11 protein-coding genes are annotated in these 12,741 nt (G+C 58.4%); 8 read left to right on the top strand and 3 right to left on the bottom strand.

Translation table 11 applies throughout. The features are described from left to right. The first annotated feature begins 34 nt into the window (after positions 1–34). Positions 35–2,356 carry a penicillin-binding protein 1C gene (gene pbpC / locus I6L48_RS17385; RefSeq protein WP_225160047.1) on the top strand — a complete coding sequence of 774 codons (2,322 nt, stop codon included), beginning with the start codon at positions 35–37 and terminating at the stop codon, positions 2,354–2,356. Positions 2,357–2,444: 88 nt separating this feature from the next. Here pbpC and I6L48_RS17380 read toward each other — a convergent pair whose 3' ends face one another. After that, positions 2,445–3,404: a hypothetical protein gene (locus tag I6L48_RS17380; protein ID WP_041212808.1), complete on the bottom strand. Its 960-nt coding sequence runs from the start codon at positions 3,402–3,404 to the stop codon at positions 2,445–2,447. A 164-nt stretch (positions 3,405–3,568) separates the two neighbouring features. Here I6L48_RS17380 and thiI point away from each other — a divergent pair, with 164 nt between their 5' ends. Beyond that, positions 3,569–5,017, top strand: a complete 1,449-nt coding sequence (thiI, locus tag I6L48_RS17375) for a tRNA uracil 4-sulfurtransferase ThiI (protein ID WP_039038656.1) — start codon at positions 3,569–3,571, stop codon at positions 5,015–5,017. Positions 5,018–5,092: 75 nt separating this feature from the next. Here thiI and I6L48_RS17370 read toward each other — a convergent pair whose 3' ends face one another. Beyond that, positions 5,093–5,485, bottom strand: coding sequence for a hypothetical protein (locus I6L48_RS17370; RefSeq protein ID WP_039038657.1), 393 nt, complete (start codon positions 5,483–5,485; stop codon positions 5,093–5,095). 101 nt (positions 5,486–5,586) lie between these two features. After that, positions 5,587–6,219, bottom strand: coding sequence for a trimeric intracellular cation channel family protein (locus tag I6L48_RS17365; protein ID WP_010674287.1), 633 nt, complete (start codon positions 6,217–6,219; stop codon positions 5,587–5,589). A 382-nt stretch (positions 6,220–6,601) separates the two neighbouring features. Between I6L48_RS17365 and I6L48_RS17360 the strand changes: the two genes are divergently transcribed. From I6L48_RS17360 to fliS, 6 genes are all read left to right on the top strand, one after another. Further along, complete coding sequence (locus I6L48_RS17360) at positions 6,602–7,471, top strand: flagellin (protein ID WP_042879706.1); 870 nt, start codon at positions 6,602–6,604, stop codon at positions 7,469–7,471. 598 nt (positions 7,472–8,069) lie between these two features. Further along, the gene (locus I6L48_RS17355) at positions 8,070–8,945 is read left to right on the top strand and encodes a flagellin (RefSeq protein ID WP_113070441.1); all 876 of its coding nucleotides are present in this window, start codon (positions 8,070–8,072) and stop codon (positions 8,943–8,945) included. A gap of 560 nt (positions 8,946–9,505) precedes the next feature. After that, entirely contained in the window at positions 9,506–10,369 is an 864-nt protein-coding gene (locus I6L48_RS17350; RefSeq protein ID WP_113070440.1) for a flagellin, read from the top strand. 41 nt (positions 10,370–10,410) lie between these two features. Next, on the top strand, positions 10,411–10,869 hold the full coding sequence (locus tag I6L48_RS17345; RefSeq protein ID WP_225159482.1) for a flagellar protein FlaG: 459 nt from the start codon (positions 10,411–10,413) through the stop codon (positions 10,867–10,869). 31 nt (positions 10,870–10,900) lie between these two features. Next, complete coding sequence (gene fliD, locus I6L48_RS17340; RefSeq protein WP_162513476.1) at positions 10,901–12,298, top strand: flagellar filament capping protein FliD; 1,398 nt, start codon at positions 10,901–10,903, stop codon at positions 12,296–12,298. A 20-nt stretch (positions 12,299–12,318) separates the two neighbouring features. Continuing rightward, positions 12,319–12,741, top strand: a complete 423-nt coding sequence (gene fliS, locus I6L48_RS17335; protein WP_042015966.1) for a flagellar export chaperone FliS — start codon at positions 12,319–12,321, stop codon at positions 12,739–12,741.

The following is a 12,741-nucleotide window of genomic DNA, read 5'->3' as shown; positions in this document are numbered from 1 at the left end:
GGTTCGCCCGCTCACTTTCTGGCAGCGTGGCTGGCTGAAATTGGGTCGCACTGGCCACGCTGGCTGGCGCTGGCTTGGTCGCCTGCCACGCTGGCTGCGCTTTTCGGTGCTGGGCGTTGTAGCACTGCTCCTGTCATTGCTGGCGCTGGATCGACTCTTCCCGCCGCCGCCGCTCGACCCTGCCTATGCGCGGGTGGTGCTCGACATGAAGGGGCGACCGCTGCGTGCCTTTGCCGATACCAGCGGCGTGTGGCGCTACCCCGTGACGCTGGAGCAGGTCTCCCCCCGCTATATCGAGGCGCTGCTGGGCTACGAGGATCGCTACTTTTGGCACCATCCCGGGGTCAATCCGGTGGCCATGGTGCGCGGCATCGGTCAGTGGCTGCGTTACGGGCGGGCTGTGTCGGGGGGCTCGACCCTCACCATGCAGGTGGCGCGCCTCATCGAGCCCTACCACAGGAGCGTGCCCGGCAAGCTGCGCCAGATGGCCCGTGCGCTGCAACTGGAGTGGCACTACGACAAGCGCACCTTGCTTACCGTCTATCTGAATCGGGCGCCGTTTGGCGGCAATCTGGAGGGGGTGCAGGCGGCAAGTTTTGCCTATCTCGGCAAGAGCGCCGCCAAGCTGACCCATGCCGAGGCGGCGCTCTTGGCGGTGCTGCCCCAGGCCCCCAGCCGCAACCGGCCGGACCGGCATCCCGAGCGGGCCCGCACCGCCCGCGACAAGGTGATGCAGCGGCTGGTGGCGCAGGGGGTCTGGCCAGAACAGGTTTGGCTGGAGGGACGCATCGAGCCTGTGCTGGCCCGCGGTCACTTCACGCCGATGGAGGCGCCGCTCTTTGCCCGCCTCGCCGCCGACCATCAGGCCGGGGCCCTGGTGCATACCACCATCGACGGCGATCTGCAGCGTTGGGTGGAAGGGCGGGTGGCGAGCTATATCCGTCGCTTCCCCGAGCAGACCTCAGCGGCGTTGCTCCTGGTCGACAACAGAACCATGGCGGTGCGCGCCTATGTGGGCAGCGCCGAGTATGGCAATCTGCGTCGCCACGGTTATCTCGACATGGTGCAGGCGATCCGCTCTCCCGGCTCCACCCTCAAGCCCTTCATCTACGGTCTGGCCATGGACGAAGGGTTGGTGCACTCGGCCTCCCTGCTCTCCGATGCACCGAGACTGGGCTCGGAGTATCGCCCCGCCAACTTTTCCGGCGCCTTTCAGGGGCCGGTGACCCTCGCTCAGGCGCTGCAGCAATCCCTCAACGTGCCGGCGGTGCAGGTGCTGGAGGCGCTGGGGCCGGACAAACTGGTCAGCCGTCTCGACAACGCCGGGGTGAGGCTGGCCCTCTCCGACAAGCCCAATCCGGCCATTGCGCTGGGGGCAGCGGGCATTCGGCTCGAGCAGCTGGTGGCGCTCTACAGCTCGCTGACCCGGCAGGGGCAGGTAGCGATGCCGGTCTGGCTGGCGGGGCAGCAGGCGGTGTCGCGCCCCTTGCTGAGCCCGGGGGCCGCCTGGATCATCTGGCAAATTTTGAGTGCCCAGGGACGGGCAGATCAACCTTTTGCCAGTGAGGCGACCGGCCGGGTCAACCGACTGGCCTGGAAGACCGGCACCAGCTATGGCTATCGCGACAGCTGGGCCATGGGGGTCTCCGGTCGCTGGACCATCGGCGTCTGGCTGGGGCGCCCCGACGGCACCCCCATGCCCGGCTTTTATGGACAGAGCGCGGCAGTGCCGCTGCTGCTCTCTGTCTATTCGCGGCTCTCGGACAACAGCCCCCTGCCGGCACAACCCAACACGGTGAGCGAGGCCGAAGTTTGCTGGCCGCTGGGGCGCAAGACGAGCGCGACCCTGCCAGAGGCCTGTTTGCAGCATCAGAGCGCCTGGCTGCTTGAAGAGCGTGATCCTCCCACCTTGCCGGATCCCATGGACTGGCCCTCGCCGCTGCGCCAGGTCGCACTGACCGCCGCGGGCAAGCCGACCTTGGCCCGCTGCCACGATGCGGCGCAATCCGGTTTTCGGGCCCTCTGGCCATTGTCGCTGGAGCCATGGCGCTCACCGGGTGAGCGACGGCAGGCGCTGCTGGCCAGCGGTTGTGCAGGGGAGGGACAGAGCGCCGAGCAGCAGGCCCCCATCCGCATCCTGGCACTGGGGGAGGGCAACCTTATCCGCAGTCAGCGCTATCGGTTGCAGCCCAGGGTGCTCGGCGGTGTCGGCAAGCCGGCCTGGTTTCTCAACGGCCAGCGGCTGCGCTGGGACGGGGATCAAGTAGTGAGCAAGGCGGGCCGCTATCAGCTGGTGGTGGTGGATGAGGCGGGAAACAGCGATCGCATCGAGTTTCGGCTGGAAAACCCCTCCTGAGGGCGTGGTGAGCGCCAGAATATTGACGGCATCGGTGATGGTCCCGATGCCGTCAGTTGATTGTCGATTCCCCGGCAGAGGCGGGGAGTCAGGGCTTGACCTGCCCCAGCCGGGTGAAGAAATGCCGGCTCTTGCGCTGGTGGAAGTGGCTCTTCTTGATGGGATGAAACACCAGGTCGCTCTGTGGGTGACTCCCCTTGAGGTGGTGGATCATCGCCATGGCCGGTAAGCCAGTACTGACGAGCGTGGTGAGCGGCAGGGTGACGGTCTCGGGTCCCAGCAAGGGTGTGAACCCCTGCTGGGCCTGCTCGAAGCGGGTCAACACGGCGGGTTCGGCGTAGCCGCTGCCCAGCATGGCGAGCAGGGCATCGAGGGCCTGATGGAACTCGGCGAGCTGCTGACGAAAGCCGCTTCGCCCCCGCAGGGCAATGAGCTCTGCAAACGGGATGTCGGCCAGGTGAGTGGGCACTTGCAGCGGGATCTCGAGGTGGAAGCAGTCCTGGCCGCCCCGGTTGTGGTAGCGGGATTCGAGCAGATGGAGCAGCCGATCCAGATAGTCGTGATCGGTAATCAGCGCCCCGTCATTGGCGAGTGCCCACTCACGGGCGAGGCGCATGGAGAGCAGGTTGGCAAAGCGGCGCGCCATTCTGATCCCCCCTTCATCCTGCGTCGCAAAGCCGTGGGTCAGACAAAACCCGTGTAGCCGCTCCAGTCCCGCCTGAGCCGGGCAGAAGCAGTCGTGGTTGGGGGCTGAACGCCAGCGGGCGATGAGCTCCCTGTTGCCAAACACCTTGTGGCGGACAAAATCGGGGGCGACCAAGCCGGCAATCTGGCTCTCCACCTGGGGCGTGATATGGGCGAAGAAGGCGGGTCGTGGCGGCTCGGCCAGCAGGTCGGTTTGCTGGCGCAGGGTCTCCAGCAGGGCGGTGAGACCGCTCTTCTCACTGACGGTGAAGACGAAGGCGAGCCGCTCCAGATAGAGCAAGGCAAACTTGAGCCAGAGCTCGTCGCGTACCTCCATGCCGGGGTAGTAGATATGGGTTTTCATGGATGCTGTGTTGCCAGGATGCAGGGGTGGGAATATACGCATGATTGCCTGGATGCGGCAAACTTTGCGTGGGGGAATGTGAGCGGCCGCTCATGCAGTAGGCGCTGGTCACAAAGTTCTGATATAATTCGCGCCCTTAAATCAAGGCCACCCGAGTCATTACCATGAAGTTCATTATCAAGTTGTTCCCTGAAATCACCATCAAGAGCAAGTCGGTTCGCCAGCGCTTCATCAAGATCCTGCAGGGCAATATCCGCAATGTCCTGCGCCGCTTCGACGACGATGCCCGGGTGCGGATGGATTGGGACAAGCTGATCGTGAGCTCCCGCAATGACCAGTTCCGCGAGCAGGCCATCGAAGCCCTGGCCTGCATCCCCGGCATTCAGGCCTTCCTCGAGGTGCAGGCCAGCAAGTTTACCGACCTGCACGACATCTTCGAGCAGGTGAAAGCCGTCTGGGGTGATCAGCTCGAGGGCAAGACCTTCTGCGTGCGTGCCAAGCGCCACGGCAAGCACGAATTCTCCTCGCTGGAGATTGAACGTTACGTGGGCGGCGGTCTGAACCAGCACTGCGTGAGCAACGGCGTGCGCCTCAAGAACCCGGATGTGAAGATCAACCTCGAGATCGATGGCGAGGAGCTTTTCATCGTCAGCGCCATCCACCAGGGGCTGAGCGGCATGCCCATCGCCACCCAGGAAGATGTGCTGAGCTTGCTCTCCGGCGGGTTTGACTCGGGGGTCGCCTCCTTCCAGTTCATCAAGCGCGGCTGCCGGGTGCACTACTGCTTCTTCAATCTGGGTGGGGCGGCTCACGAGATCGGCGTCAAGCAGGTGGCCTATCACCTGTGGAACCGTTTCGGCTCCTCCCACCGGGTGCGCTTCACCGCGGTGGACTTCGAGCCCGTGGTGGCCGAGATCCTCGAGAAGATCGACAACGGCCAGATGGGGGTGGTGCTCAAGCGGATGATGATGCGTGCCGCTGCCAAGGTTGCCGACGAGTTCCAGATCCCGGCCCTGGTGACCGGCGAGTGCGTTGGCCAGGTTTCCAGCCAGACCCTCACCAACCTGAACGTCATCGACCGGGTGACCGACAAGGTGATCCTGCGCCCGCTCATCACCTGGGACAAGCCGGACATCATCAGCGAAGCCCGCCGCATCGGTACCCTGGAGTTCGCGGAGACCATGCCGGAGTATTGCGGCGTGATTTCCAAGAAGCCGACCGTGAAGGCCGAGCTCTCCCGCATCGAGGCGGAAGAGGAGAACTTCGACTTTGCCATTCTGGACAAGGTGGTGGCCGAGGCCCGTTACCTCGACATTCGTCGCATCGGTGAAGAGACCGCCGCCGAGGTGCAGGAGGTGGAGACCACCGCCGAGAGCGGTGACGACGAGGTGATCCTGGACATTCGCTCCATGGAGGAGCATGACGACAAGCCGCTGGTGGTGGAAGGGCGCGAGATCATGCATATCCCCTTCTTCAAGCTGGCTACCGCCTTTGGTGATCTGCCGAAAGAGAAGACCTACCTGCTCTATTGCGATCGCGGCGTGATGAGCAAGCTGCAGGCGCTTTACCTGAAAGAGAAGGGCTTTGCCAACGTCAAGGTCTACCGTCCGTGATGTGACGGCAAGACGCGTATAAAAAATCCGGCCAAGGCGCCGGATTTTTTATTTCACTCGGATGAAGGTAGATGCTCAGGGGCAGGGGACCGGGGTGAAGGTTTCCTGACCCTGACAGCGCCAGCCCATCTCGGCCTGACGCATCTGCCACAGGTTGTTGCTGCGAAACAGGGTCAGGATGTAGAGCATGTCGCTACGCTGGCCATCAAGGGCCACCGAGAGCACCAGATCGTTGTCCAGCTGTTGAGCATGGATACGGGTGGGTACATCTTTATGGCCGACGAAGCGGCGAGCCACTTCGCGATAGTCGTTGACCCAGCCTTGCTGACTGCTGCTCGCCTGACGGATCTGCTGGTTGAACTGCTGCACCGGGGTGGATGCCAGACGCCCGAACAGGGCCTGTGCCCCCGCATGAGCCGCTGCCACCATCATCAGAACAAGCGTGGTAATGAGCCCAAGTTTTTGCATGAGGTTTTCCGGCTTGAAACGACCCCTGTATGACAACAGAAAAGCCGGCTTGGTTCAATCTTGTCCCTGCCGGGATGGGATCTCGCCCACTCTGAGGCTTCTCAGTTGCGCTGCAGCGAGAAGGTGGGCAGGGAGAGGTGCCAGTAGATGGCCGCCACCCGCAGACCAAACACCCCGAGCATGCTGATGAGCATGGCGCTGACCCTGTCTACCCCGACCTCCAGCGACAGGGTATAGAGGATGCCGCCCAGAATGCAGGCGGTGGCGTAGATCTCCTTTTGCAGCACCATGGGCACTTCCCGGGCCAGCACGTCACGGATCATGCCGCCCGCAACCCCCGTCATGGTGCCCATCAATACGGCGATAAGCCCCGATGTACCAAAGTTGAGGGCTTTTTGTGCCCCGATCACGGTAAAGAGCGCCAACCCGAAGGCGTCTGCCACCGGCAGCACATACCAGGGCATGCGGCGGGGCAGTTTGACCATCCACATGCCGATGAGCGCCGTGGTAATGACCACCCAGATATAGAGGGGGTCGCGCACCCAGAAGACGGGGGTTGCCCCCAGGATCATGTCGCGGATGGTGCCGCCCCCGATGGCGGTGACCGCCGCCAGCACCATGACACCGAAACCGTCCATCCTGAGACGGCCGGCCACCAGTACGCCCGAAAACGCGAATACCGCAGTACCAAACATGTCGCTGATGTAAACAATCTGCTCAACCAGTGTCTGCATGGAGAACAACTCACGTCCAATAGATGATGGGGCGGCGATTTTAGGGGCAAGGTGTGGGGATGAGAAATGCTGGCGTGCAAAAGTGGGAGCCAGCGCCGGTTTCTGAAGGCTGGGTGAATATCACGCTCCCGCCTTGTCTGATGCGGGCTGTGGCCACTATGGCCCGGGGGGCGGGCTGTCAGGTGACAAAAAATCCCGATTTTTTTCTCAAGGGTGAGGAATAGAGGCCGATATATAGGTTAGGCGGCGATTACTGCCAGAAAGGCAGAAAAAAGAAATTAAAGTCTTGTGAAAAGGCGCCGTTAACTAAACATATCAGGCACAAAACACAATAAAGCCTGAGTGAATTAAAGTTAAATTTTAATAGCTTAGGAGAAAAATCATGAGTCTGTATATCAATACCAACGTTTCATCGCTCAACGCTCAGCGTAACATGATGAACAGCACCAAATCCCTGGATACCTCCTACACCCGTCTTGCCTCTGGCCTGCGCATCAACAGCGCCAAGGACGATGCGGCAGGTCTGCAGATCTCCAACCGTCTGACCTCCCAGATCAACGGTCTGGACCAGGGCAACCGCAACGCCAACGACGGCATCTCCCTTGCTCAGACTGCTGAAGGGGCGATGGATGAAGTGACCGGTATGCTGCAACGCATGCGTACCCTGGCTCAACAATCCGCCAACGGTTCCAACTCCGCCAAGGATCGTGAAGCCCTGCAAAAAGAAGTGGATCAGCTGGGTGCCGAGATCAACCGTATCTCCACTGCAACCACCTTCGCAGGTACCAAGCTGCTTGATGGTTCATTTAGCGGTACTTTCCAGGTCGGTGCGGACGCCAACCAGACTATCAGTTTCAGCCTGACTCAGGGTGGAGGGTTCAGTATTTCTGGTATTGCGACAGCAGCATCTGTAACCACGGTTTTTGTCAGTGGCTCAACAGCTGGAGGTATTAGCATCAGTAGTCAGAGCAATGCTCAGAGCGTGCTGGGAGCTGTGGATGCTATGCTGGAAATCGTGGATGGAAAGCGTGCCGAACTGGGTGCCGTGCAAAACCGCCTGGATTCCACTATTCGCAACCAGGCCAATATTTCGGAAAATGTCAGTGCTGCACGCTCCCGTATCCGTGACGCGGACTTCGCGACCGAAACCGCTAACATGACCAAGCAGAACATCCTGCAGCAGGCCGCCTCCAGCATTCTGGCACAGGCCAACCAGCGCCCACAATCCGCGCTCTCCCTGCTGCAAGGCTAATACGCTCAGAGTGAGAAAAAGAAAAGGGCGGTTGTTCAGGCCGCCCTGGTAAACAAGATGGAACAATGGGGTGTTCGGATTTACGCCTTGTTCTATCGAAAGAGAAGTTCTCTTATTGGTATACCCCTCGAGTGTTGCGCAGATCGTTCACTCTGTCACCCCCGAGGTTGTTCTCCTGAGCGTAAGCTCTTCTTTGGCCGACATTGTCGGCCTTTTTTATGGGCGCCGAAAAAATGGCGACACCAAAACTAAAGCACAAACCGTGCCAGTTAATATCTTCCGTGGGCTGATGCCGAGCCTCATGGCGACATGGCCGGGCTTCCCGATCCTTTCTTGTGATATCCAAACTCGGACAGTATTAGGGTCGTGCATAAATTGCTTAAAGCTTCTGGCGAGATGGCCGTTACAGAAGGTGAAGCAAATCGAGGGGTGTTCGGAAATCCAACATTTGCGCAACTGCGGGTCCGATGTCCGTTCAAACAGAGGGCCCGCCAGGTGAGACAGAACCGTTCAATCTGTCCATCTGAACGGTGGGATCCTGATCGTGTACTGGCACCGGCAGGGCCCGCAGTTTCTTGTTCATCAGGAGAAATTTTTTATGGCCATGTTTATCAATACCAACACTTCATCATTGAACGCCCAGCGTAACTTGATGAACACCACCAAGTCGTTGGATACCTCTTACACCCGTCTGGCTTCCGGCCTGCGCATCAACAGCGCCAAGGACGATGCGGCCGGTCTGCAGATTTCCAACCGTCTGACTTCCCAGATCAACGGTCTGGATCAGGGTAACCGCAACGCCAACGACGGCATCTCCCTGGCGCAGACCGCTGAAGGGGCCATGGACGAAGTGACCGGCATGCTGCAGCGTATGCGTACCCTGGCCCAGCAATCTGCCAATGGCTCCAACTCAGATAAGGATCGTGAGGCTCTGCAGAAGGAAGTGGATCAACTGGGATCCGAAATCAACCGTATTTCCAAAGATACTACTTTCGCTGGTACTAAGCTGCTAGACGGTAGTTATGGTGGTACTTTCCAGGTGGGGGCGGATGCGAACCAGACTATTGGCTTTAGCTTGAGCCAGGCTGGCGGATTTAGTATTTCAGGGATTGCCGCAGCAGCGACTGATGCAACAGTTGCCAGTGTGTTCGTAAGTGGCTCAACTGCCGGTGGAATAAGTATTAGTTCTCAGAGTAAGGCTCAAGCTGTGCTGGCTGCAGCAGATGCCATGTTGGGGGTTGTGGATGGCAAACGTGCTGAATTGGGTGCAGTGCAGAATCGGCTAGATTCGACCATTCGCAATCAGTCTAACATCTCTGAGAACGTGAGCGCTGCGCGTTCCCGTATCCGCGATGCGGACTTCGCGACCGAGACTGCCAACATGACCAAGCAGAACATCCTGCAGCAGGCGGCTTCCAGCATACTGGCTCAAGCCAACCAGCGTCCGCAGTCAGCTCTGTCACTGCTGGGCTAATAGGTCTGACAGGGGCGGTCGCTCAGGTCGCCCCCCGAGCAGAGCAATAGGGTAGTACCGTGACCTGGTTCCATCGAAATGGAATGGCGGTAGGGCAGCCAGAGGAAGCATCTGTGCTGGTACCCACCCTCTAGCCTGAATACTTGATTGGCCGACGCTTGTCGGCTTTTTTATTGGTGCCATAAGGGTGGCTACCCATACTCACCCCACAGCCGCGAAAAGCCACCACTCGGTGGAAGGCATATGAGCTGGTCCCTGCGTTGGCGTTACTCTCCCTTGCCTAGCCATCTCTTCCTCAGCGGAAGGGTTTTGCCTCTTTATTGACGAGAGCGGCAATAAATCTCCTAAAGCTTCCGATGAGGCTGCCGTTACAAGATATGAAGCAAATTGAGGGGTGTTCGGAAATCCAGCATTTGCGCAACTGCGGGTCCGATGTCCGTTCAAACAGCGGATCCGCCAGATGAGACAGACCGTTCAATCTGTCCATCTGAACGGTGGGATTCTGACTCGCTTGATGCAAGCAGGGCCCGCAGTTTCTTGTTCATCAGGAGAAATCTTTTATGGCCATGTTTATCAACACCAACACTTCATCACTGAACGCCCAGCGTAACTTGATGAACACCACCAAGTCGTTGGATACCTCTTACACCCGTCTGGCATCCGGCCTGCGCATCAACAGCGCCAAGGATGATGCGGCGGGTCTGCAGATCTCCAACCGTCTGACCTCCCAGGTAAACGGCTTGGACCAGGGTAACCGCAACGCCAATGATGGCATCTCGCTGGCGCAGACCGCTGAAGGGGCCATGGACGAAGTGACCAGCATGCTGCAACGCATGCGTACCCTGGCGCAGCAATCTGCCAACGGCTCCAACTCCGCCAAAGATCGTGAAGCCCTGCAGAAGGAGGTGGATCAGCTGGGATCGGAAATCAACCGTATCTCCAAAGACACTACCTTTGCTGGCACCAAGCTGCTGGACGGTAGTTATGGTGGTACCTTCCAGGTTGGGGCGGATGCCAATCAGACTATCGGTTTCAGTCTTAGCCAAGCTGATGGATTCAGTATTTCTGGTATTGCAGCAGCAGCAGGTAGTTCGGCTGCGACCGTTTTCGCGACCGCGAGTGGGATCAATATTGGCACGCAGTCTCAGGCTCAAGATGTTCTTGCGACTGTTGATGCCATGCTGGGGGTGGTTGACAGCAAGCGTGCCGAGCTGGGTGCGGTGCAGAACCGTCTGGACTCCACCATTCGCAACCAGGCCAATATCTCGGAAAACGTGAGTGCAGCACGTTCCCGTATCCGCGATGCAGACTTTGCGACAGAAACCGCCAACATGACCAAGCAGAACATTCTGCAACAGGCGGCTTCCAGTATCCTGGCCCAGGCCAACCAGCGTCCGCAGTCTGCACTGCAACTGCTGGGTTAAGCGGGCCGTAACGTCAACATCATTGATATGAGGAGCAGCAGATGGGCAATGAATCGATAGCCATGCCTTCTGTTTCTTCGACGCTAACTCAACATGGCGGCCCTCAGGCCGCCATGCCTGCTTCTTCATCCGTTGCGGGTGGACATGATGTGGCCGAACAGAAAGGCGTCGAGTCGGCAGCCAAGGCATCGCAGGAGCCACCGACACACATCAAGACAGTCAAGCCGAGCATTGACAAGGCCTATATAGAAAAACAGGCCCAAGAATTGCAGGAGCGCTTGGACAACTTGAGCAAGATGAAGGGATGGACAATCAACTTCAGTCTGGTTCCCGAGCTGGAGCAGCCGGTCATCAAGGTCATTGATGTGGATACCAAACAGGTTATCCGACAGATCCCGAGTGAAGAAATGCTCTTGATGAACAAGAGGTTGCAGGCCATGGAGCCGGCAGGGAACACCCTGCCAAGTCTCTCCGGGCTGTTGTTCGATGGCCAGGTGTGACCTGATATTTTAAGTCGATAGACAGGAGGATGTGATGGCAATTACTTCAGCAGGGGCGGGGTCTGGACTCGATCTTGAAAGTGTGATCTCGGCGAGTGTTGCAGCGAAAAAAGCTCAATTGCAACAGCCGATCATTACCAAGCAAAACAGTACCCAGATCTCCTTGTCCGGTATCGGTCAGCTGAAATCCTCCATCTCTGCCTTTACCGACATTCTGGATAAACTGAGTGCGCCAGGTGCGTTCAACAAACGTGCCATCAACATCACCCAGAGCAAAGATGACCCCATTTTGAAGGTGGAGAGCAAGTCTGGTGCTTCCAACGGTCAATACAACATCATCGTCAATAAGTTGGCGGAAACGAGCCGCCAGGAGGGGATCTTCGACAGTTCGACCACCCCTCTGGCGACTCAGGATGGGCAACTGACCTTCAAGGCGGGTGACAAGACGTTCAAGGTTGATGTGAAGGCTGGGGACACCCTGCAAGATATCCGTAAAAGCATCAACAGCAATGGCGATAACTTCGGCCTGAGTGTCAACATCGTAAACACGGCTGATGGCAAGGCCAAGCTGGTGATCGACTCCGGTATCTCGGGAGACGGCAAGGATTTGACCATCACCGGCGATAACGCCGAGCTAGGGGTCTTCGAAGCCGGTGGCGGTGTGATGATCCAGACCCGGGCAGCCAGCAGTGCCGAGATTAATGTGGATGGCAACGTCCTCAAGAGTGATACCAACACCTTTGATGATTCCATTCAGGACCTCAAGGTGACGGTACTTCGCGTGTCGGATAAAGACAGTGCGGGAGATCTCAAGGCAAACAAGGTCGATATCACTACCGATAAGACCTCCATTCAGGAGCTTGTCCAGCAGTTTGTCGATGGATACAACACCCTTCAGGACAAAATGAATGGCCTGGGCAAGCGCAACAGCTTCGTTGGAGGGGTGAAGCAGGATGATGGTGGTGCCCTTGCCGGGGATTCCACCACCCGAGCGATCGAGTCTTTCATGAGCAACCTGCTGGTCAGCCCTTCTCAGAACAGCGGTACTTATTCGACCGTCTTTGAGATTGGCATCAAGATGGACAACAAGGGAAAACTGTCCCTCGACAAGACGAAGTTCGGGGAAGCTGTCGACAAGAACTTCGATCAGGTGGTGGCCCTGTTTGGGGGAGAGAAGGGGCTGGCATCTACCTTGAATTCCGGCCTGAAAGAATATACCAAGAGCGGCGGTATGCTTGCGCAACGAGAAGATGTCCTGAATTCGGATTTGCGTGCGCTGACCCAAAAAACGGCGACGGCCAATGCCCAGTTGACGAAGTATGAAGCGGCATTGCGCGCCCAGTACGGCAGTCTGGATGCCTTGTTGGTCAAGATGAACAGTTCTGCTTCTGCATTGGCAACATTGCAGACGAGTTATCAGAAGTCTTGATAGATCGAGAGTGTTGAATTATGTACAAGCGCAATATCAAAGCATATACAGCGGGTAATTTGGCGGCCGATCTGGCCACTGCAGACCCTCACCGTGTCATCCAGTTGATGATGCAGGGCTGCCTGGAGCGATTGGCTCAAGCCAAGGGAGCCATTGAGCGCAATGACATGGAGGCCAAAGCCACTGCCGTCTCCAAGGCACAAGGATTGCTTCACGGGTTGCAGGATGCGCTGGACATGAGCCAGGGGCGCATGGCGGAGGATCTGTATGGGCTTTACGCCTATATGGATGAACGGGTTTGGGATGCCAGTCTGAACCGGGATACGGCGCCTCTTGATGAAGTGATGACTCTGATGCTGACCATCAAGTCAGGCTGGGATCAACTGCCTGAATCCGAAAAACACCAGGGTTATCAGATGAGACAGCAGTTGGGTGAGCTGTGA

This window comes from Aeromonas sp. FDAARGOS 1418 (assembly GCF_019048585.1).
Classification (GTDB): domain Bacteria; phylum Pseudomonadota; class Gammaproteobacteria; order Enterobacterales; family Aeromonadaceae; genus Aeromonas; species Aeromonas caviae.
This window is presented reverse-complemented; position numbering and strand designations above follow the sequence as displayed.